Genomic DNA, 21,139 nt, shown 5'->3' with positions numbered 1-21,139 from the left:
TCTCACTCCCCTCGCCCATAATAGGTATCCACAGATTTTTGAAAACTTGAAATGTGATCCTCATTTAAATGTTTAAAACGTCCTTGGGATTTAAGATAATCTGCTACTGGAGTAAAGCTCGGCTCGTAAGTCCGGGTTCTTTTTCCTTCATCGACTTCAAAGAGTTCCCAGAGCCCGCATTCAGTTGCCTTCCTGGAGATTTCAATCGTTTCTTCGGGTTTGATCTGCCAACCGCGGTGACAAGGGGCCAGGATATGAAGATAGGAGAAACCTTTCTTAGCGGCAGCCTTTTGAAACTTCGCCATGAGATCTTCAGGGTAAGCTATATTCGCACTGGCAACATAATTAATACCGTGAGCTTCCATAATAGCCAGCATGTTCTTCTTATGAACTGTTTTCCCTAAAGCACTATTACTGGTCATAGCATATAAGGGAGTTTGGCTGCCGGTTTGACCGCCTGTATTCATATACATTTCATTATCATAGAGAACATGAATCATGTGTTCTTGACGCTCAGCCGCACCTGTAAGGGATTGGAACCCGATATCCGCACTCCCTGCATCTCCGCCCCAGGATACAACATGAACATCCTTAATTCCCTGGATCTCCAGGGCTGCTCGAATTCCTGAGGATACCGCCGGAGCACATTCAAACAAGGTATGGTAGAAAGGCACTCCCCACGTTGTTTTGGTATTATTACCACCCAGGGTGGCCATACAAGATGCCGGGATTGTGATAATAGTCCGTTCGCCAAGAACCTTCATAGCCTGTCTTCCGGCGATTGCTGCTCCGCATCCTTTACATCCCACATTGCCCTGTCCAAACAGTTCTTCTTTTGGAAGCTCTTTAAAATCTATCATCATTCATCCCCCCTTTATAATCCGATCCATGCGGAAGTATTTGTCTTTGAGTTACTGTTCTCCGTATGTTCCACTGCTTCTTTTACTTCTGGAATGCCGCATTGGCGTCCGCCTAGTCCAAGGATTACCCCATTGATCACTTGGTTTCCATAACCATAGGAAGCTGCCTTAATCTCTGTGGCTAAAGCTCCTCCCACACCGAAAACAATATTTTTATCCAGCACTGTCACATACTTAGCATTTTTTATTTGGGCTAAGATCGCTTCTGCTGGGAAGGGCCTCCAAACCTTGACTTTTAATACTCCGATCTTCTTGCCCTCTTTTCTCAATTCATCCACTAAAACCCTTGCTGTACCGACAATAGACCCCATGGCCACGATCACATGTTCAGCATCTTCTGTTTTATATCCCTCTACAAGCCCACAAGAGGTTGTGCCGAACTCAGCATTATAGGCGTCAGCTGTTTGCGGAATCAGGGTTAGTGCCTGAAGCATGGCCTGGTTTTGTTGATACTTATAATCAGTGTAGAATTCAGGGCCGGTGACGGTATTTACTCCCCTAGGGTTATTAATATCAAGAGCAGGTTGACGGTTTAAAGGGAGGAATTTTGCCACTTTCTCCTGTTCCGGTATATAGACCTCCTCCAATGTATGGGATTGGATATAGCCTTCGTAGTTCACCATAACGGGAGTGCGTAGTTCCTCGGCAACACGGAACGCCTGAATGGTGTTATCCATAATATCCTGATTGTTTTCGCAGAACATTTGAATCCATCCGCTGGCTCCTTGGGAGATCGCATCACCATGTTCCGGAAAACGGCTGTGAGGAGCTGATAAAGCTCTATTGGCTACTCCCATGACAATGGGTTGACGAAGACCTGCCGCGTGATAAACGACTTCCGTCATGAGCAATAATCCCTGAGAGTTCGTTACTGTATAACTGCGTGCTCCGGCTAATGAGGCCCCCAGCACCGCTGCAAGGGCACTATGATCGGATTCCACTCTTATGAACTTACAATGAAGTTCTCCGTCCTCAATATATTTGCTTAGTCTTTCCATAGCTGGAAAAGCAGGGGTAATAGGGTAATACCCCAGCACTTCGATCTGAGCGAGCTTGGCACCTAGGGCAGCTGCTTCACTTCCTGTAATAAGTGCTTTATTCATTAGATTTTCTACCTCCTTGCCCTAAAAAATTCCTCGTGGACCTGTGTATTCCGGCACCATCTCAATTCCTTCACTTTCTTTGGCACAGATGCCGCAACCTTTGCAATGCTTATAACTCACTACGATCTCGTCTCCCTTTAAAAAGAGGGCTCCATCCGGGCAATAAAGCAGAACAATGGGGTTGACCAAGGTCTGATCAATAATCACCGGACGAACAATACGTTGAATGGCTGAATTCGGTGATTCCGCCAGGGAACCTGGTTCAGCTGAAGGAACAACAGGCAGCTCCTTTAATACCATATCTTCAACACCTCCTTGCTTTTTGGTTACGCCATAGATTAGAGCAAGAAGCATGCCAACCCCATTGCCATAAATGGATAATCTCAAAAATAGCGGCTATTCTTATTGAGAAATTTTCTTTAAACCCTTGATTTTCAAGAATTTATTGAATTAAATAAAATAGTATTTTCGAATACTTTATTTAATTGTTTAATTTAATTGATGAATAATTTCGAAGATAAAAAAATAAACGCCCTGAATGTTTCAAGTCTGAAACATTCAGGGCGTTCAGATATGTAACGCTTGTTCACTTATGAAACACTCACCCCTTCTGTGTTACAGCTAGATTACCCCTGAAGTTTTCTCCACAAAGTAGTCCTACTTATTCCCAAGCGTCGGGCGGCTTCCGTTTTGTTTCCTCCCACTTCCTCAAGAATTTGTAGGATCACTTGTTTTTCTAATTGATTCATAACTTTGTCGCCAGAAGCGGGCAGAGGAGCAAAAGAAAACGTCTTATTGTCGGGGTTCTGGGGCTTTGGAGTAGCTGGTCTTTTTTCCGCCGAAATTGCCCCTTCATCCATGAAGAGGACATTTGAGATTTCCTGGGACGTAATTTCGTCCACCCATGGGCGCATAGCCAATCTTTCCATGGCATTGCGGAGCTCGCGAAGGTTTCCGGGCCAGGCATAATCTAAGAGGCATTTCTCTGCTGCGGGAGAAAATTTGCCCATAATCTTTCCTCGTCGGGAACAGAATTCATTTAAGAACCGGTAAGCGATTAATAGGATATCCTTGTCTCTGACCCGAAGGGGAGGGATTTTGAGGGAGAGCACATTGAGTCGAAAATAGAGATCCTCCCGGAAGGCATTGCTCTCTACCATTTTCCTCAGTTCCCGATGAGTTGCAGCGATAAGGCGTATATCCACAGGAATAATGCTGCTATCCCCTAAGCGCATAACCTCACCTTGCTCAATAACCCTTAACAAACGTGCCTGCAGCATGGGAGACATTTCCCCTACTTCATCAAGAAAAAGTGTTCCTTGATGAGCCATTTCAAACACACCTGCTTTGCCACCCTTGCGGGCACCTGTAAAGGCTCCCTCCACATATCCGAATAACTCACTTTCCAGAAGGCTTTCAGGCAAAGCTGCACAATTTATCGCTACAAAAGGCTCATTTTTTCGTTTGCTTGCATTGTGAATAGCGTGAGCAAACATTTCTTTTCCAGAGCCTGTTGCTCCTTGAATCAAAACAGTTGAGTCAACCCCCGCATATTCTTTGGCTAAATTCTTGGCATTCACCAAAGCCACACTATGACCAAGGATATCACGAAAATGATATTTGGCCGCTAAGCCTCGATCGGCAAGCTTTCGTCTGACTTTCCCTTCTAATTTTTGCAACCTCTCGATTTGCTGAAAGGTGGTAACAACCCCTTCGATCTTATGGTCAACAAGAATAGGCACCCGATTAGCCAGAACTTTGGTGCCTCCAATCTCCATGAATTCTGCGATTTCAGCCTGACCACTGCTCAGTAATCTTTGACATCCAGCATGGGGAATGATATGGGTAATGTATTTTCCGATAGCATCTTCTGCCTTCCAACCGGAAATAGTTTCGGATGCCTTATTAAAGACCGTAATCTTTCCTTCCCTATCAAGAGCAATGATTCCGTCATAAGAAAATTCCAAAATGGCTTTGAATTGTTCCGCTTTTTTCGCTTCTTGCTTGCGGACAAAATTAACCCGGCGGGCCTCCTCTATGGCTCGCCGAACAGAATCCATCCCTGAAGAAATAACCACGGACTTCATCCCTTGTCTCCCAGCTTCATTAGCCATAGCGACTTTACCCATGACCACTTCCACTCCCTGCTCCCGCAGGTATTGAACCCCTTTGCTGATATCTTCCAGATCATTATGGCAAATATATTTCACGAGTTCATCCTCGACGGTCTCGGTGAAAGCATCTAAATCTAAATTATTCACAACTTCCTCTACATCCACAATTCCGACGCGCCGCCCCATTTTCTTCGCTTCGAAAAAAGCTCGGACAATATCATATCCGCCGATGGAAACTTCCACTAAAGGAAGATCAAGGCCGGCATTGTGCAACTTCCAAAATGTAACTCCCCGAGTAATCAATACATGATAACCCATCTTTTCCGCTTTCCTGGCCAGTTCTACAGCAGCATCCATTCGGGATACACTAATGGTTACATCATTGCTTCCCTGGCAAACTTTTTGAGCCACCTGAGCAATATCTGAATAAGGTGCTAAGAATAAAATCTCCGGCACAATAGTTACCTCCTGGATTAATTCTATTTCTTAAAAAAGGATTCGATAAAGATTTCTAAGATTCCTGCTTAATAGTTTGATTTTTCTAATTATTTAAAACAGCTCTTCAATAGGAATTTCTTCATATATAAATAAAAAACACTCACAGGGAGTGTTTTTTATTTATAGGTAAACTTTATCAATCTTTAATTTATTTCATTAAACCTAATCTTTGGATCAGATGAGGAAGTGCCCGCTCGAAGCAGACTCCATATCTGCGCTCTTGATTAGCTTCTACGGTAAGTTGAATGCATTTCAAGGTATAATCCACCGCAATTTGAGTAGCCTCTGCTAAAGAAAAATTATTGAGAAGACCGGATAATAAGGTACTGCCAAAGACATCTCCTGTGCCATGGAAGTAGCCTTCCACCCGCTCATTAAAGGCATAGCTTACACTATCCGTCTTCCGATCATAGCAGGCTGCGCCAAGTTTTGCGGAGTCAAAAGAAATACCCGTTAAGACGACTTTTTCAGCTCCCATGTCGGAAAGTTTTCTTAGAGTTTTCTCGATATATTCCTGGGAATAGTCATCTCCTACATACTCTTCCTCAAGCATAAAGGCTGCTTCAGTTAAATTTGGCACGATGATATCGGCCATGGAGCAGAGCTTTGCCATCCCTTTAGCCATCTCCGGAGAGTATACCGAGTAGAGAACCCCATTATCCGCCATAACCGGATCCACCATAACTAAGGTGTCTTCTCCTCCAAAGGTTTTAAAGAGATCGGCCACTAAATCTATCTGGGCAAAGGAGCCTAAAAAGCCGCTGTATAAGGCGTCAAACTTTAGATTAAGAGATTGCCAATGCTTGGATATGGGCTCAATATCTTCAGTCAAATCCCGATAGGTGAACCCTTCAAATCCTCCCGTATGGGTTGACAGGACTGCTGTGGGCAATACTCCTGTATCAAATCCTGCAGCCGAAAGAATAGGCAATGCTACGGTTAATGAGCATCTTCCTACACAGGATATATCATGGATAGCCCCTACTCGTTTTTGTCTTTCCATAGTCACTTCTCCTTAACAAGATAATTAAATAAATTAGCAACGGTTAATTATAGCTTAAATAGTTCCCATTGAAAAGGTCAGCTATAAAAGCAGGATCATTAAGTGTTATGCTTTCTTATTTAGTCTTAGGTTTATTCTTTATGAAGTAATGAATAATATTCGGATTGCTGGTTTTGCGGGGTTGGATTTCAAATTGCTTTAATGAGGAAATAAGGGGGGTCAGCTTAGTATGCCCATAGTTTCTGGTATCAAAATCCGGATAGCGTTTATTCAGTCTTTTACCCACTTCACCTAAAAATGCCCAACCATCCTCGTCAGAGCTTTCCGTAACAATAATGCGAATGGTGCGAATCAAATCATCCAGGGAAGCCATCCCATCTTTCGTAGGATCATGCTTCTCATTTTTTAATTGAGCACCATTATCAGAAGCATTGGTAGAGACGCCGGCGAGAACTTCTAAATACTTAAATTTCTCGCAAGCGGCGATAAAAGGTGTGGGGGTTTTTTTCTCGCCCATACCGATGACATACATTCCCGCCTCCCTTAAGCGAGCGGCCAGCCGGGTGAAATCACTATCGCTGGACACGATACAAAATCCATCTACATTTCGGGAATACAGGATATCCATGGCATCAATAATCAAGGCTGCATCGGTTGCATTCTTACCTGTAGTGTAACTATATTGTTGAATGGGTGTGATGGAATAATTAAGGAGAACGTTTTTCCAGGACGATAATTGAGGTTTAGTCCAGTCCCCATAAATTCTTTTATAGGTAGGAATGCCATGATTGGATACTTCATCTAAAATCGACTTAATGTATTTTTCCGAAACATTATCAGCATCGATGAGTACTGCAATATTTTTATCATTATCCATAAGATATCCCCTTCAAAACGAATTAATTTCAATATGTAGCGCAATCTATCCTTACCAGTATTAGTATAATGGAACTTCATTTTACTTACAATACGAATCGCACCCCCTTATAAAAAACCGCTTCTTCAAGCGAAGAAGCGGTTCGTTGTTTTGTTTTGTTTATTTTATGATAAGGATTTTAGTCGCCCATGGCTAAGGCTGGCTTTTTGTACTTTTTAAGTTCAAAGAATAAGAATGTTCCTGTCACAAAAACAGCCAAACCATCCGCTATGGGTGCAGTGACCCATACCCCTTCAATACCGTAGAACTGAGGGAGCACCAGCAGGAGGGGAATAAAAAGAAGCACTTGTCTGGAAAGACTTAGGATCGTAGATTGAACCGGTTTTCCTACTGCCTGGAAGTAGCTGGAGCCCACGATTTGAAAACCGATAATTGGCATCAATGCCAGGAAGATGAGGGATGCATGGACGGTTAGTTCTGTGAGTGCTACGTCGTTTTTACTAAAAAGCCCCACCACTGGAACGGCAAAAAGATGCAGCAGAATATATCCGCCTGTGGCCATAGCGGTGCTTACAAGAACTGCCTTTTTCAAAGTCTCTTTGACCCGCTCATAATTTTGAGCTCCGTAATTATAGCCGATAATGGGTTGTGCTCCCTGGCTGACTCCGACAATGGGCATAAGGAGCAGCATGGATATACTCATGAGAATTCCCACTGCTGAAAGAGCCAAATCTCCGCCATATTCCCTTAACGTATTGTTCAATAGAGTTTGTTGAACACTGTTCGCTATTTGCATGGCAAAAGGTGCAAAACCAATGGTTAAGGTCTTTAAGACAATGGACATATCCAGCTTTAGATATTTGGCTCTCAGCTTAATTTTACTGCGTCCAAGAAGGAAATGGCTCAGAACCCATATTGCCGAAACGGTTTGACCGGTAACTGCTGCCCAAGCGGACCCTTGAATGCCCCAATTAAAAATAAAAATGTAAATGTAGTTGCAGACAATGTTAATGACTGCACCTATAATCTGAGTCAACATGGCGATACGAGGATTACCTTCGGCACGAATAAAGTTGTTCATACCAAAGGCGATAGAACCCGGTACTGCTCCCAGCATAATAATGTGGCTGTATTCTTTGGCATAGGGCAGAGCCTCCGGGCTGGCGCCAAACATAATTAAAAGAGGTTCGGCATTAAGGAAGTACACGATGGATAAAAGAAAAGGCAAAAAAATAAGAAGAGCGGTAGCGTTGCCCGCGATTTTTTCTACTTCGTCCATCTTTTTTTCACCCATGCGAATGGAGATTAAGGCAGTGGCCCCCACACCCACCAGCATGGCGACGGCCATCAGCAGAATCATCACCGGCATGGCGACGGTAACCGCTGCGATCGCTATATAACCAACACCCTGACCAACGAATATGCGGCTTATAATATTGTAGAGAGCATTAACCAACATCCCGATAATCGCCGGTAAGGAAAATTCCCAAAGTAATTTTCCAATGCTATCATTTTTAAGACTAATCATTCAAACACTTCTTTCTCACTCGATAATCTTCTTTTTATTTTGATGCAATGCGTTAAACTTGCACACGTTTAAGGAAATCAACGACCTGCTGCAAATTATCTTCAAAAGACTGAATATCCTTTGCATCAAAAGCAGCCAAAGACTCTTCCATCTTTTTTGTAAAAGCAGCAATACGCTGATTGATTATATCTTTTCCTTTAGGACTTAAGTAAATCAAATTTTTTCGGCGATCCTTGGAGTCAACGGAACGTATAATCAGTTCCCTTTCCTCCAGTAGATCAATCAAGGCTGTCAAGCTTCCTTTTTCAATATCCAAGCCCTTACCGATCTCAGTTAGGGTTTTCGGATTCTCATGATAAAGGAGATTGAGAATTTTTATATGGTTTTTCTTCAAATCGGAAGGATTATCTACATCATTACGAAATTGGAGACAAAACTTCTCATGGTATAACCCCATAAATGCAATCATTAATTTATGAATCTGCTTTGTATTATCATAGTTCATTACAACCACCTACCTTTAAATAAAGAAAATAAAACATAAGAATTCAGACAGTTAGTAAACTAACAATAAGCATACTTAAATATTATAGTGATAAACAGTCTATAATGCAAGCCCTTTATTTCGAAAGCTAGGGCATGGGAAACCTGATATGCACAAAGAAAGGGATATCCTTAAGACATCCCTTTCATGAGTAACTATGTATTTCACGATTTTCGATGATTATCGGTCTTGAAAGACGGGTTTGCGTTTTTCAAAAAATGCCGCTACCGCTTCATCCTGATCTTGGGTTCCGCAGCAGAAAGCCGTTTGAATCTGTTCCAGAAGCAGACCTCCCGCAATGCTGCTATCCGCCGCCGCATTGATCGCTTTTTTGCCGAAACGCACGGCCCACGGCGGATTATTGGCAATCCGTTTGGCTAATTTCATCGCTCTTGCTTGTAACCCTTCGTAATCCTCTTCGACAAGCTCAATAAATCCCATCTGCAATGCTTCCCGGGCATCGATTTCCTCACAGGCTAGAATCAGCCGTTTAGCTTGCCCCGGACCTATAAGGCGGGGTAAACGCTGGGTCCCTCCCATATCCGGTGCTAAACCAAAACGAGCCTCGGGTATTGCAAAGCGGGCATCGGCTGAAGCCAGACGAATATCACAAGCCGTGATCATTTCGAATCCCGCCCCATAACAAATCCCGTTGACTGCCGCAATAACCACGGCATTCATCTCTTGAAAACGGGTGTAGGTACGCTGGATTTTCGGAATATTGGTAATGACCGATTTTGAGTCGAAGCTCTTAAGTTCTTTCAAATCGATTCCGGCAGAAAAGTTGGGTCCTTCGGCATTGATAATAAGCACACGAATTTCAGGGTTATCTTCGATGTCATCCTGTATTTTTTGAATTTCCATCCAAGGTTCGTAACCGAGAGTATTCATCTTCTCAGGCTGATTTAAGGTCATGGTAGCTATTGGGCCATTGCTCGTTACACGAAAATATTTATACTCCTCCATGTTATTACCTCCATAAGTTTTATTTGAGTTTTAAGTGCTTAAGAATAGAGTAATCTAAGGGTGGAAAGGATTCTAATAGCATTTGGATGGTCACCTTTCCTAAAGATTCTTCAAGAGCCTTTTTCGCTTCCTCAAAAGGTGGTCGAAGCACTTCGTTGATCCTGCTACCTATAGGACAATATAGATTAGGATGATCGTGGAGACCAAAGAGGGCATTTTGATCTGTTAATTCCACCGCTCGATAGATATCCAATAAAGTGATCATCTCCGTATTTCTGGTTAGCTTCGCCCCTCCGGTACCCGAAGGAATGGAAATAAGCTCTACTTTTTTTAAATACCTCATAATGCGCCGTATCAGAGCCGGATTGGTATTGACACTCACGGCAAGGACTTCACTGGTTACTTTTACATCCTCAGGACACCAGGCAATAATGATTATAATTTGCACAGCTACAGGAAATCTGCTGCTTAATTGCATTATCTAGTACCTCGATTCATTTGGATGACTTTACTTCCACCCGGCAGGGAATCCGGCGATGAATGGGAGTGCACATCTCATCTCTGTCCGTGCTATGCACCAATTCATTGACATTGACCCCATATTGAGTGCCCTCATAGATCAGCCCGCCCCCGTGTCGAATATAGACACAGCCTTGGGCAGCGTAAGGACTAATCTCAACTTCGATCTCCGCCGCAGATGCCTTTGTGGTTATTTTAGCTTTATCCCCGTCGCTAATTCCCAAATCTTTGGCATCTGCCTCGTTCATAAGCATAGTTGCCCAACGCTCTGATCCATTCCACTGAGGATTGCGCATCATGGTGTTGGCAACGGTCTCATGATGAAGTCCTGCGTGCAGTATCAGGGGATAGTTCTCAGGCAACTTCAAATCGGCCCTTTCCTTATCAATAGTGGCTGCTTGAAGAGGTTCAAAGAGTTCTTCAATTTTCAAGGCAAGCTTTTTATCTTCCGTGCGCAGCATTTGGAAATTGTCGCCCTGAAATTTGGCCAAGACTAAACCTTGGGGATGCTCAAGGATATCCTGAAACATCTTTTCAACCATAGTCATATCTGCGGGATAGCCCATGGCCACCGCTCCGGTTTTAAAGGCTTTACTGCTGTTTATCAGCAGACCCACGATTAAAGCCTGGTTAACGGATCCGAGAGCCTTTCCCAGAGTTTCCGCCAGGATAAGAGGGGCAAACCTGGCGTATTGAGGGTTTTCCATAAGATAAGCATTCATAGTTCCTAAATATGGGGTAATTCCTTTCTTCCCTGCCTCATAGAGACTATCCGGCAGTTGCGGCAAAAAACCCATGGCCTTGATTAGTTCTAAAATGATGGCTGAACCCTCCTTGGCTTCAGGACTGATGGGCTCAAGGACAGGCTGACGCATCTGAAAATAAAACTCCGGGTAGGAGTAATTAAAGCAAGTCGTATCGTAGGACTCCAAATAACTGAGACTTGGCAGGATATAGTCACACAATCGGGCGGTTTCTGTATAAGCAATATCAATACAGACTGAAAGCTCCAAGGCCTGGAAAGCCTTTTCATAAGCCAAGGTATCCGGCCAGGAGCGGAGCGGGTTACAAGCGCTGACGATCATTGCGCGGATCCTCTCCGGATGATCGCTGATTATCTCATCCGGCAATATGGTCGGTGGAAATACCCCCAACACGGGAAACATCTTATGTTTGACCGTACGCCAGGTTTTAGGGTTTCGTTCATCACTGTCACTTCCCATAGGATAAAGGAAGGCGGGGAAAATCTGACCCCCTTCCACAGCCAAGCGTCCCGTCATGGCCCGCAAAATATGCAGTAAGTAATTATTGATAGTGGAATTGCGATTCATATAGATTCCCAAATCCTGATGGATACAGGACTTCGTCTGGGAAATCAGGCGAGCTACTTCTACCACATCCTCATAATTAAGTCCACAGACCTCTTCCACGGCTCTCTTAGACTCGAAGCCGTTAAAGAGTGGAGCAACTTCATCCCACCCGTTCACATGGTCTTCAATAAACTTTTTGTCTTCCCATTCCTGATCCAAAATAATACGGATGATGGCTTTTAAGAGCAGAGTATCGGACCCTGGGCGCAGGGCTAAATGAATATCCGCAAACTTAGCCGTTTCGGACAGGCGAGGGTCAATAACAATCAGTTTTTTCTGGGGATTCTCAGCAAATTCCTTAAGTAAAATACGAGTGCGTGGTTCCTGGTGACTCATCCAGCCGTTCCAACCCCAGGCCACTAAAGTGTCCGCCCGATGGGCATCCGACATCGAGGTCAACCCCTGTTTTCCAGCAATACGGCCATCCACCCAAAAGACATTGGAAAACTCCTGTGCCAATGAAGAGTAATAATAACGTGAACCCAGGAAGCTTAAGAGTCTTAATCCTGTCCCTACTTCCATCTGTCCGCCGACATTACCTCCGCCCACATAAGCAAAGGATTTAGGTCCATAGTGTTCTTTTATGGACAACAACTTTTCGGAAATTTCACCAATGGCCTGTTCCCAGCTGATTCTCTCATGATGGTCTCCTACTTTTTTCAGGGGGTAATGAAGGCGATCCCCGTTGCGCGCATAATGGGCAATCCTTAGGCCTTTTCGGCAGCAATAACCAAGACTTCGGGGATTATCCTTATCCCCACGTACTTTAATGATATGATTCTTTTCTATCTCCAGTTCCAAACCGCAATTCTGTGCACAGAGTATGCAACCGCTCTTTTTCCATTCTCCCATGTTTTCTCCCCTCTTTTGCAATCTATTGTTGTAACTATTTTAGTTACATCTTAGCATGTATCTAAATATTCTGTCAATTGCGAGGTAGAAAAAAATGACAGCGCGAAACACTCCGCAAACTGCCATTTTGAGACTTCCATTCCTTAATTGCTTATCTATAGTATTGGTTCTCCTGATTTTCGCAGGGGAATTTTTAATAGGCAGACCATCCTCCATCAGCGACAATAACAGCTCCATTGACGAAGCTGGATTCCTCCGTAGCCAAGAATAATGCTACCTGAGCAATTTCATCCGGTTTGCCCATTCGGGGATTAGTAGCCATACCAACATAGGCACGTGAGGAACCGAATTGATGAGGATCGGTAATCGTGGTGCTAATATTAGTCTCTACTGCCCCCGGGGCGATGGCGTTGCAGCGAATACCCTGCTGAGCATACATAAAGCCTGTATTTTTAGTGAAACCGATGACAGCATGCTTAGAGGCAGTGTATGTTGCCCCTGCTCTCGCACCATTTAAACCACCTGCAGAGGCAATATTGACAATTACACCACTTGTTTTTTCCAAGAATATGGGAATAACTTTCCTTGTTGCACGCATAACGCTTGTGGTGTTTACCGCAAATAGTCTTTCCCAATTCTTATCTTCTATATCAGCGGCAGGTTCGAAATTATCCATTATCCCTGCATTATTAACGAGAATATCTACCGTACCATAAGTACTTACAGTAGTATCAACCAAGGTTTGAATATCTTCTTCCACAGCAACATTGGTCTTGATTGCAAAGGCGGTACCACCTGCCGAGGTAATTTCTTCAACTACCTTATTTGCGCCATCAAGATTGAGATCCGACACAACAACTTTCGCCCCTTCTTTTGCATAAAGAAGAGCGATTGACTTACCCATACCGGAAGCTGCTCCCGTTACAATGGCCACCTTATCTTTTAATTTCATGATTTTTTCCTCCTTAATCATATTTAAAAACTATTTCCTATACCCCCTTCTCTTAATTATAATCACTTAAACGTTTTGACTATTTTGAATTACCTAAATTCTAGCGTATTCTTATCCTTTTGACCAGGTTTAAATCATAAAAAATACAATTTAGATAAGATTATGTTTTAATTATGGGTTTAAAAGAGTTATTATGAAGTCAGGATAACTTTAAACTTATAAGTCCATCCTATGCTCAAGGGAGGGAAGAATTCATGACAGTTGATACAATGAATGTGGAGGTTGCCACCTTAGCCGGGGGTTGCTTTTGGTGTATGGAGTCAGTATACAGACCATTGGATGGGGTTCTGGAAGTTCTATCGGGCTACACCGGTGGCCATGTCGAAAACCCGACCTATAACGAGGTATGTTCCCATACAACCGGACATATGGAAGCAGTCCAAATCAAATTCAACCCGAACCGTGTGAGCTATAGGGAAATATTAGATCTCTTTTGGCAGCAAATCGATCCCACCGATCCCGGCGGACAATTTCACGATCGTGGCGAATCCTACCGGACGGCAATTTTTTATCACAATGAAGAACAGCGCCATCTAGCCGAAGAATCCAAAAATGCCTTAACCCGAAGTTTACGTTTCAATAAGCCCATCGTTACTAAAATCCTTCCTGCTGCCCCCTTCTATCCAGCAGAAGATTACCACCAGGGCTATTATGAAAAAAATGCCTTCCGCTATGCTCTCTACCGCCAAGGCTCAGGTCGAGATGCATTCTTAAAAAAACACTGGTCGGAAGAAAAGGACTCATTAAGAAAACGTCTAACCCCTATGCAATTTCATGTAACTCAGGAAAAAGGAACAGAACCTCCCTTTCAAAATGAGTTTTGGGATAACGAGAAAGAGGGTATCTACGTTGATATAGTTTCCGGCGAACCTCTTTTCAGTTCCAAGGATAAATTCGACAGCGGTTGCGGCTGGCCCAGTTTTGCCCGGCCAATGCTAAAAAGCAATATCCTTGAAAAAATTGACCTAAGCCATAATATGACTCGTACTAAAGTAGTCAGCCGCAACTCCAGCTCCCATTTGGGTCATGTCTTTAATGACGGACCTGGGCCGGATGGGTCACGTTACTGCATCAACTCCGCTGCTCTGCGCTTTATTCCCAAGGAAGACCTGGAACGTGAGGGTTATGGGGATTTTCTCTATTTGTTTTCTGATTTCTAAGCATCTTTCCCGATCAAGAGACTTTCAACATTATAGAGAACTTCACAGTCGCACTCTCCACCATTCTTCTTGAAAATCTCAAGAATATCATTGATTTTGCCTCGGTTAAACTGCATCTGGGTTAATATTTGACGACTAAAACGATAGGTATGGTCACAGTGAAAAGCCGATAGTTTTTCATTTAGCCGATAAAAGAACATACGATGAAAAAGCTGGCTCAATAGCTCAGAGTCTTTATTTAGGCTGGATTTCTCATGACTATAGAGTGAATCGTATTCCAGATTAGCTTTCTTAATCCCATGAACTAACCGCCGGTTAACTTCTTCTTTAATCAATTTCTTATCCTTGAGAAGGGGGTGTTCCTGTTCCTCCTGTCCTTCTTCTCTAATGCTCTCCCATAGCATGGCTATCATCTCCTTAGGTACCTTTTTAAGTCTTTGGACTTTGTCTCTGGCTACTATGCGTATTTGCTATAAGAACCGGGTTTTTATTGTTTTATATTTAACCTTAATGCTCTTATTATAAGCGTAGAAGAAGCTTTAATTCATATTTTTTTATACACATAAAGAAGGTGGAGTTCGGCTCCACCTTCATACTTTTATTCATTATGCAGTTATTGTCACACCTGTTTCAAAGACTTTATCCCGGGCAACTAATTTAACTTGGTATTTCCCTGATAATCCCGTTTTATTGATAAAGGTATCCACATTGCGCGGATCTTCTTTTTGAAAGGTTCCAACACACATAGCTTGGAATAATTGGGGTACGGTATTAATCGGATAGCGCAAGGTTTCGCCGGTTGCACCGACCAAAAGCAATTGTGCCATTTCACCGGTTTCAAAAATCCCATTAAAATTAAAACGGTCCTCTTCTTCAACGATGTTCCCATGATAATCTTCCGGAATAAGCTCCCCTGTTTCCGGTGCTTTGATTTTCATCTTTGTTTTTTCTGTATCGATGAGGCTGCCCAGAATTTCCCCTTCTCCTAATTCTGCTGTTTCATGTGCATAATAAAGGGGTAATTTTTCAGCCCGATAATAATTACCAACAATCTGCATCTCATAGACCAATTCGTCATCGATTAATTCACAGGTTATGGAATTAAATTCGAATTTCCTGTCTTTAAATTCTGGTTGAGTGGATTTGATTACGGCCATTCCTTCACAAGTCTCACCATTTTCATAACCGATACCTCCGGAATGGACCATGTAATGACCTTCATCGTAGTATTCCACATTGCAGATATAGGGAGAGAAGAATTCGGCCCCTCTCTCTTTTCCATACTGCCAAACTTGTTCAATGGTCATTTTTTCGGTATCGATCTTATAACGGACGCCCCGTGTATAGTTCTCCTTGTTGGGAAGGTAGCTTGCCTTGTTTTTTGAACGGAAATGACCGTTATCCAGAAGCATTACATCTCCGTCAGGAAGGATAATGCAGGCATGCTGCTCATACTGCCACTCAAAATCCCCCCCTACTGGAGTAAAGAAATATTTGTCCACCATGTCTTGCGGCCATCCTTCCGGGTCACCAATAATCCAGTTCAATTTTCCACTTTCGAAGTCGATGTTGATGACGGCATCCTGATGGCGACCGGATAAGGTAAGGCTGTTGGTTTTTTTATCATACCATACTGCATTATTGTGGAACCAATCGTGGGGATCTTGACTGCCTGAACCAGCCACATCCTGGGGTAAAACGGTTTTATAATCCCAGGTTTTAATAATATTTCCTGTCTTGGGATCCACAAGAGCACACATATCCTCTACTGTCTGGGAATGAGCGTCAAAGATAAGCACCAAAATATTTCCATCTTCCATCATGAATTGATCGTGGTGATAACCACTGGGAATGCGGTACTCTTTAAAGATTTTACCGCTGAAAGCCATTTCATAAAGCCCTGAAGTGAAGTAAGGCATTTTTACCAAGCGTTCGGTACCGACCAGAATATGACCGTTAGGCATCCGCTTCATATCAAAAGACAAAGCAATTGTGGTATGCCAACGGACTTCGCCTGCATAATCGATACCCACTGCCATAGTACGGGAGGTCGCAGACGTCAAGAACATCAGGTTGTCCCTAAAATATTCCGGTTTGGTTTTGATCGAAGTAGCCGGTACAACTTCCGGATGGAGTGGTTCTGTTTTGATGGTAATGGCATTTCTCTTGCCATTTGCCAGGATGATTTCCACGGTATTGTCATAGCCGGCATATAAGCCATAAATCGGGAGAATGTGGGTTTTATTTGCCGGAAAGGTATGGCAGATATCTCCGGGATGGGCTTTACCCTTGACTACGATAGTAACTCCGGTGGCTGCCGGAGTCTTAAATAAAACCATGGCCGTCAGTGGGCAAATTTCATAGGGGTTCAATTTGACCAAAGGGTTATTTAGCGTGTAATTCCCTGCCTCAAATTCAGACAAAAAGGCTTGCTCCAGCTCCTTTTGCCGAGTCATAATATGAGGCACAAAAGTGTACTTGATTGAGTCTTCCACTATCTCACCACTCCTAACATAAAAACTTGAAAGTTAGCATTCTTGTTCACATGTCCTTAATCCCATGTTATCATGTCAATGGTTTTCATCATATCAACACTATGTAGTACACTCTACAATGAAGTGTTTTTTGACTTAATAATAGTTATTTGGTTAACGCTGATTATGATCTATTCCGTAAAAGAAAAATCAGGCCATGACGACCTGATTATTTCGTTACTTCATATTTGTAATTAATTCTATACTCCATTCCCTTACTGTCGGTGAAGGATCATGCTTTCTTTCATCGTTACCCCATCAATATTGACAATTTCCTCTAAGACTCTGATATAGTCAATATTTTTAGGAACTCTGATTCGAAATTCAACCGGAATATCATTAGAAATTTTAATCGGTAGAATGGAAACATGTTTCATAGCGATTCCATGTCTCTCGAAAATTTCACCAATTTCTCTTAGTTTAAACTCATGTGTAATAGATACTTTCAACAATTGCTGGTTGCGAAAAAGAAGCTTCTCAAAAAAACCGTCTAATGTCAAGAACACCAGGAATGTAGTTATTAATGCAGAATAATACATACCTGTCGCCACTGCCATGCCAATCGCGGCCACCACCCAAATACTGGCGGCAGTTGTTAACCCTTTTACTGAGGTACCCTCGCGCATAATGGTGCCTGCGCCCAAAAATCCGATACCTGTGACAATATTGGCCGCTATTCTTCCAGGATCTTTATTTGCGTAATTGAAGGAAGTAAAAGCATACATAGAAACAATGGTGACCAAAGCAGCCCCTAACGCTACAAGTATATGTGTTCTTAATCCTGCAGGTTTGTGGATCTTCTCCCGTTCCCAACCGACAATCCCACCTAGGATACAGGCTAACAAAAGCCTTAAGGCCATTTCATAATCATTAATCAACAACCGAGCCACCTCCTGAATTGATACAATGGGTACAGGGCATTAAATATAATTTGCATAAGTATTAATCTATTTTAACTCTACGCAGCAAAAAAACAAAGAGACCATCGATAAGCGATGGTTCCCTGTACTATTTCTATCCATCAGCAAATTGATCCAGCATTTCTAAAACCCGTTTTTCCCTGTCATCGTCAAGCTGTTCCAGATAGGAGTTCAAATAATTCCGCAAGGTCTGTTCGGCTACCGGCAAATAAGCTGCTTGTTTCTCTTCTTCATAAGGATGCCTTTTGATCAGAGCCGCAATTTCCACATCACTCAGCAGATCCAGTACCCCAAAGACCTCCTCTTCCTTCAGCAGGGCATCGGTGAGCAAGTCTTCCAAATCGGCAAAGGATTTGACCTGTTCTTTGATAAGTTGGAGTTTATCTTCGAGATAACGACAAACAAGCAATTCGTCGATCAATTGGCGATAATCTTCGTCATTCATCTTCAGACCTTCTGAAAAGTAAATTTTGGGGACTGAATCCGGATCAAAGGGAGGAACGAAAGTTTTATCCAAAGTGTTCAGCTCCAGCCCTCGAGAGATATTGGCGAGAATACCAGGAAGGCTTTTCGTTACATATTCCCCCAGGGAAGTGCCGGTGATGTTCAACTCTTCCAGTACCAGTTCAGCGGCCTTGCCGATCTTCCAAGCCAAGGCCGAAGAATCATTCTGTACCAACTCATTATGCAAGCGTTTAATTTCTTCTCCGGAAATCTGCAAACTGAGAACGCAGCGCTTCGCTAAAGCACAAGCTAAGGCTGCAGTCAGGACCTGTTCAAAGATATTGATCAGCAAATCCTTATATCCTGGATCATAGCCGCAAAGGAGGTGGTGAACTGCCTTGGGGGAAAATCTCTTGCAGAATTCATTTTCCAGCCATAAGTTTTCCAGATAGCTGTACATAAACTCGACACCTGTCAGTTGGTTGACCGGGTTGCACAATTGATAATCAATGGATGCCGGAGTCTCATGAGTCTCATAATCCGGCTTGTAGGATATGAAGAAGAGTCCGGCTCCTTCTTCACTGAGGGTCTCATTATAGGTAAAGTTCAAAGTAGGCAGTTTATTGTTTTGGGTTTGCTCATAAATAGCCTGAACTGCCGCCAATTTAACAGTTATCAGTCCTCGGCCCTTTTGATAGATCTCTGAAATCTTTTTCGTTTTGAGTTCCTCGATAGCCCCGGAAGTATCCGCCAAAGATTTCAAATACAAGCCTATGGTATAGAGGTTGGACTTCATGATACTTTCGGCAGCTTCCACCCTTATGGAGCAGCTTTCCCCTCCATTATATTTTTTACATTTATATGCTAAGAACTCAAGGCAATGAAGCTGAATGCTCTCCACTTCGGAGGCAGTGAAAAACCCCTGGGTATATCCCTCCTGAAGGAGGACTGTAAAATATACTTCACTGCTGAGATCAGGCGAAATAAAGATCCGCCCCTTCTCAATATCCGTTATCGTTTTGCTCATCTTCGTCATCTCCCTCATCCTCATCCTCAGCCGGGTATTCCCAATAATTCGGAGCATAGCCATACCGCAAATTGTTGGCCATATTATAAAGCTCCCGTCCTGCCAACAATTCCAAAGATCCCTGGCAGATCCCGTTAAAGCGGCTCCTCATAAATTGAATCAGTTCATCGTCGCTTAGCAAATCCAGGGTCTCATTCTTATAGTAATAAAACATTTCCACAAGCTCATGGAGGGTTTCCGCATAGTTATGGCTGGAGATATAAGGGGAATAGCAGAACCCACGAATTATCTTTTGAATGACCCCTCCCCCGAATTCAATTCGCCCGTTGCCTTGCAAGGCGAGGGTACGAGTTTCCACCAGCTCTACTGCCTGAAAATGAGACAGGGTCAGACCAAATTGTGCAGAAAAGTCATTGCATTTTTCAATTTCCATTACTGCTTGCCTTTGGATAAGAGCTGAGGATAGGTTCATGATTTCCAAAGCCACGCCGGTCACCTCCATATAATCATGAGTTTAATAAAAATCGCTTTTCATTTATCTCCTGCTTAAGAACCAAAATCCAGTACGGTAGCAATGGATAAATTTTTTTCTCCACACTATTGACATTCATTAACGAGTATGTTATGATTTAATAGGAATAATTTAATCATAATGCAATTATTAGGTGGCAACCTTCATCATACCATAGATTCAAGTCAATGACAATGGGTATTACTAAGCGATTTTTCGCTTTTTTTATTTTAGTGCATTCTTTAATCTCGAACAAGAAAAGACCATAGAGAGCGAACCGGATCGTTCTCTCCATGGTCTTTTTTATGTCCCAGGAATGTCAAATTGGTCACTGGGGGTCGACAAATAGGGTAAATCATAGCGATTAAGGACCATTAACAATAATTAACTGAGAGATTTCTCTGCAGACTTACTATCCTCAGCTTAATTTGCGGATAGGAGACAGCTGGCCTGAGCGGTGCTGTCCCATACTTCACCAATCTTTTCAGGTTCAGGGCCATTGCCGAAAAGAGGCATTGTTCCTGGACTTTCTCAATGCCTCGCTTGCGAGTGAACCTTAGATTGTGACATCGCTTTTGAAGAGCAAAATTCCCTTCACATATTACCTGCCGCTTGCGCATGACGTAGCGGTATAAGGCTGTTCCGACTAAGGCGTGATGGCGTTCCTGATCTTCTTGATAGAAATCCCGTCTGACTTCTTTGTAATTCGCCTTCCCGGCAATACATTGGCTTTTCAAAGGACAGTTTTTACAATCTTCTGATCGTGTAAATGATCTAATCTTAAACTTACTTGTCATATCTCGATGTTGGCTGACAAGCATCTGTGCTTTTGTCAACAGACCCGCGCTTGGAAATTTGGCCGAATTCCTCATCTATAACTCAAATGGACTACGCATCACTGCATAGTCCATTCGCTTACCTGGCAACGACTTACTTTCCCAGGACCCTGCGGTCCAAGTATCATCAGCCCTGAAGGTCTTAACTTCCGTGTTCGGGATGGGAACGGGTGGTACCCCTCCGGTATAGTCACCAGATCTTTATGTGGTTATCTTTGAGTGAACTTCCTGTTCCCTCAAAACTACACAGAGTCTTCTTCACTGTAATTAAGCTTCCATCTTTCCTCACCTTAGTCTTGAGCCCCTCAGTGAGGTTACCTTTCCATGACCTTACGTTAGGTCAAGCCCTCGACCGATTAGTACCCGTCCGCTCCATGCGTCGCCGCACTTCCACTCCGGGC

19 protein-coding genes and 1 rRNA gene are annotated in these 21,139 nt (G+C 43.1%); 1 reads left to right on the top strand and 19 read right to left on the bottom strand.

Annotation, left to right across the window (positions count from 1 at the left end; translation table 11 throughout):
* Nucleotides 1–2: 2 nt before the first annotated feature.
* From DESPCE1_RS0110490 to DESPCE1_RS0110435, 12 genes are all read right to left on the bottom strand, one after another.
* Complete coding sequence (locus DESPCE1_RS0110490; protein ID WP_242835384.1) at nt 3–863, bottom strand: thiamine pyrophosphate-dependent enzyme; 861 nt, start codon at nt 861–863, stop codon at nt 3–5.
* A gap of 11 nt (nt 864–874) precedes the next feature.
* Nucleotides 875–2,023 (bottom strand): transketolase C-terminal domain-containing protein, encoded by a 1,149-nt coding sequence (locus tag DESPCE1_RS0110485; RefSeq protein ID WP_019850448.1) that lies wholly within the window; start codon nt 2,021–2,023, stop codon nt 875–877.
* A 21-nt stretch (nt 2,024–2,044) separates the two neighbouring features.
* Entirely contained in the window at nt 2,045–2,323 is a 279-nt protein-coding gene (locus DESPCE1_RS0110480) for a 2-oxoacid:ferredoxin oxidoreductase subunit alpha (RefSeq protein WP_014793970.1), read from the bottom strand.
* Nucleotides 2,324–2,649: 326 nt separating this feature from the next.
* Complete coding sequence (locus tag DESPCE1_RS0110475; protein WP_019850446.1) at nt 2,650–4,593, bottom strand: sigma-54-dependent Fis family transcriptional regulator; 1,944 nt, start codon at nt 4,591–4,593, stop codon at nt 2,650–2,652.
* Nucleotides 4,594–4,783: 190 nt separating this feature from the next.
* Nucleotides 4,784–5,638, bottom strand: coding sequence for a pyridoxamine kinase (locus DESPCE1_RS0110470; RefSeq protein WP_014793968.1), 855 nt, complete (start codon nt 5,636–5,638; stop codon nt 4,784–4,786).
* Nucleotides 5,639–5,753: 115 nt separating this feature from the next.
* Nucleotides 5,754–6,515: an NYN domain-containing protein gene (locus tag DESPCE1_RS0110465; RefSeq protein WP_014793967.1), complete on the bottom strand. Its 762-nt coding sequence runs from the start codon at nt 6,513–6,515 to the stop codon at nt 5,754–5,756.
* A 178-nt stretch (nt 6,516–6,693) separates the two neighbouring features.
* Nucleotides 6,694–8,043 carry an MATE family efflux transporter gene (locus tag DESPCE1_RS0110460; RefSeq protein ID WP_014793966.1) on the bottom strand — a complete coding sequence of 450 codons (1,350 nt, stop codon included), beginning with the start codon at nt 8,041–8,043 and terminating at the stop codon, nt 6,694–6,696.
* Between the two features lie 52 nt (nt 8,044–8,095).
* Nucleotides 8,096–8,548, bottom strand: coding sequence for a MarR family winged helix-turn-helix transcriptional regulator (locus tag DESPCE1_RS0110455; protein WP_019850445.1), 453 nt, complete (start codon nt 8,546–8,548; stop codon nt 8,096–8,098).
* A gap of 219 nt (nt 8,549–8,767) precedes the next feature.
* Nucleotides 8,768–9,553 (bottom strand): enoyl-CoA hydratase/isomerase family protein, encoded by a 786-nt coding sequence (locus DESPCE1_RS0110450; RefSeq protein WP_019850444.1) that lies wholly within the window; start codon nt 9,551–9,553, stop codon nt 8,768–8,770.
* 19 nt (nt 9,554–9,572) lie between these two features.
* Nucleotides 9,573–10,031, bottom strand: a complete 459-nt coding sequence (locus DESPCE1_RS0110445; protein ID WP_019850443.1) for an Rrf2 family transcriptional regulator — start codon at nt 10,029–10,031, stop codon at nt 9,573–9,575.
* A 16-nt stretch (nt 10,032–10,047) separates the two neighbouring features.
* The gene (locus DESPCE1_RS0110440) at nt 10,048–12,294 is read right to left on the bottom strand and encodes a molybdopterin-dependent oxidoreductase (protein ID WP_019850442.1); all 2,247 of its coding nucleotides are present in this window, start codon (nt 12,292–12,294) and stop codon (nt 10,048–10,050) included.
* Between the two features lie 193 nt (nt 12,295–12,487).
* Nucleotides 12,488–13,246 carry an SDR family oxidoreductase gene (locus DESPCE1_RS0110435; protein ID WP_014793961.1) on the bottom strand — a complete coding sequence of 253 codons (759 nt, stop codon included), beginning with the start codon at nt 13,244–13,246 and terminating at the stop codon, nt 12,488–12,490.
* A gap of 254 nt (nt 13,247–13,500) precedes the next feature.
* Here DESPCE1_RS0110435 and msrB point away from each other — a divergent pair, with 254 nt between their 5' ends.
* Nucleotides 13,501–14,466 (top strand): peptide-methionine (R)-S-oxide reductase MsrB, encoded by a 966-nt coding sequence (gene msrB / locus DESPCE1_RS0110430; protein ID WP_019850441.1) that lies wholly within the window; start codon nt 13,501–13,503, stop codon nt 14,464–14,466.
* Here msrB and DESPCE1_RS0110425 read toward each other — a convergent pair.
* The 7 genes from DESPCE1_RS0110425 to rrf form a co-directional block, all read right to left on the bottom strand.
* Nucleotides 14,463–14,870: a DUF2695 domain-containing protein gene (locus DESPCE1_RS0110425; RefSeq protein WP_019850440.1), complete on the bottom strand. Its 408-nt coding sequence runs from the start codon at nt 14,868–14,870 to the stop codon at nt 14,463–14,465. The genes msrB and DESPCE1_RS0110425 overlap by 4 nt on opposite strands.
* 201 nt (nt 14,871–15,071) lie before the next feature.
* Nucleotides 15,072–16,922 (bottom strand): aryl-sulfate sulfotransferase, encoded by a 1,851-nt coding sequence (locus DESPCE1_RS0110415; protein ID WP_041952657.1) that lies wholly within the window; start codon nt 16,920–16,922, stop codon nt 15,072–15,074.
* Between the two features lie 293 nt (nt 16,923–17,215).
* Nucleotides 17,216–17,890 (bottom strand): MgtC/SapB family protein, encoded by a 675-nt coding sequence (locus DESPCE1_RS0110410; protein ID WP_172637607.1) that lies wholly within the window; start codon nt 17,888–17,890, stop codon nt 17,216–17,218.
* 124 nt (nt 17,891–18,014) lie between these two features.
* The gene (locus tag DESPCE1_RS0110405) at nt 18,015–19,391 is read right to left on the bottom strand and encodes a DUF6179 domain-containing protein (RefSeq protein ID WP_019850437.1); all 1,377 of its coding nucleotides are present in this window, start codon (nt 19,389–19,391) and stop codon (nt 18,015–18,017) included.
* Nucleotides 19,366–19,878 carry a DUF6323 family protein gene (locus DESPCE1_RS0110400; RefSeq protein ID WP_014793955.1) on the bottom strand — a complete coding sequence of 171 codons (513 nt, stop codon included), beginning with the start codon at nt 19,876–19,878 and terminating at the stop codon, nt 19,366–19,368. The genes DESPCE1_RS0110405 and DESPCE1_RS0110400 overlap by 26 nt, the downstream gene beginning before the upstream one ends.
* 398 nt (nt 19,879–20,276) lie before the next feature.
* Nucleotides 20,277–20,699 carry a transposase gene (locus DESPCE1_RS0110395; RefSeq protein ID WP_242835432.1) on the bottom strand — a complete coding sequence of 141 codons (423 nt, stop codon included), beginning with the start codon at nt 20,697–20,699 and terminating at the stop codon, nt 20,277–20,279.
* A 120-nt stretch (nt 20,700–20,819) separates the two neighbouring features.
* Nucleotides 20,820–20,936 (bottom strand): 5S ribosomal RNA (gene rrf / locus DESPCE1_RS0110390).
* Nucleotides 20,937–21,139: the final 203 nt, after the last annotated feature.

It is taken from the genome of Desulfitobacterium sp. PCE1 (genome assembly GCF_000384015.1).
Classification (GTDB): domain Bacteria; phylum Bacillota; class Desulfitobacteriia; order Desulfitobacteriales; family Desulfitobacteriaceae; genus Desulfitobacterium; species Desulfitobacterium dehalogenans.
The sequence above is the reverse complement of the archived record's forward strand: the minus strand, read 5'-3'. Positions and strand labels throughout refer to the sequence as shown.

What these genes read in the sequence shown, in the direction of transcription:
- DESPCE1_RS0110490 (WP_242835384.1), bottom strand. Translation starts at nt 863, where the DNA reads ATGATGATAGATTTTAAAGAGCTTCCAAAAGAAGAACTGTTTGGACAG.
- DESPCE1_RS0110485 (WP_019850448.1), bottom strand. Translation starts at nt 2,023, where the DNA reads ATGAATAAAGCACTTATTACAGGAAGTGAAGCAGCTGCCCTAGGTGCC.
- DESPCE1_RS0110480 (WP_014793970.1), bottom strand. Translation starts at nt 2,323, where the DNA reads ATGGTATTAAAGGAGCTGCCTGTTGTTCCTTCAGCTGAACCAGGTTCC.
- DESPCE1_RS0110470 (WP_014793968.1), bottom strand. Translation starts at nt 5,638, where the DNA reads ATGGAAAGACAAAAACGAGTAGGGGCTATCCATGATATATCCTGTGTA.
- DESPCE1_RS0110465 (WP_014793967.1), bottom strand. Translation starts at nt 6,515, where the DNA reads ATGGATAATGATAAAAATATTGCAGTACTCATCGATGCTGATAATGTT.
- DESPCE1_RS0110460 (WP_014793966.1), bottom strand. Translation starts at nt 8,043, where the DNA reads ATGATTAGTCTTAAAAATGATAGCATTGGAAAATTACTTTGGGAATTT.
- DESPCE1_RS0110455 (WP_019850445.1), bottom strand. Translation starts at nt 8,548, where the DNA reads ATGAACTATGATAATACAAAGCAGATTCATAAATTAATGATTGCATTT.
- DESPCE1_RS0110450 (WP_019850444.1), bottom strand. Translation starts at nt 9,553, where the DNA reads ATGGAGGAGTATAAATATTTTCGTGTAACGAGCAATGGCCCAATAGCT.
- DESPCE1_RS0110445 (WP_019850443.1), bottom strand. Translation starts at nt 10,031, where the DNA reads ATGCAATTAAGCAGCAGATTTCCTGTAGCTGTGCAAATTATAATCATT.
- DESPCE1_RS0110440 (WP_019850442.1), bottom strand. Translation starts at nt 12,294, where the DNA reads ATGGGAGAATGGAAAAAGAGCGGTTGCATACTCTGTGCACAGAATTGC.
- DESPCE1_RS0110435 (WP_014793961.1), bottom strand. Translation starts at nt 13,246, where the DNA reads ATGAAATTAAAAGATAAGGTGGCCATTGTAACGGGAGCAGCTTCCGGT.
- msrB (WP_019850441.1), top strand. Translation starts at nt 13,501, where the DNA reads ATGACAGTTGATACAATGAATGTGGAGGTTGCCACCTTAGCCGGGGGT.
- DESPCE1_RS0110425 (WP_019850440.1), bottom strand. Translation starts at nt 14,870, where the DNA reads ATGCTATGGGAGAGCATTAGAGAAGAAGGACAGGAGGAACAGGAACAC.
- DESPCE1_RS0110415 (WP_041952657.1), bottom strand. Translation starts at nt 16,922, where the DNA reads ATGACTCGGCAAAAGGAGCTGGAGCAAGCCTTTTTGTCTGAATTTGAG.
- DESPCE1_RS0110405 (WP_019850437.1), bottom strand. Translation starts at nt 19,391, where the DNA reads ATGAGCAAAACGATAACGGATATTGAGAAGGGGCGGATCTTTATTTCG.
- DESPCE1_RS0110395 (WP_242835432.1), bottom strand. Translation starts at nt 20,699, where the DNA reads ATGACAAGTAAGTTTAAGATTAGATCATTTACACGATCAGAAGATTGT.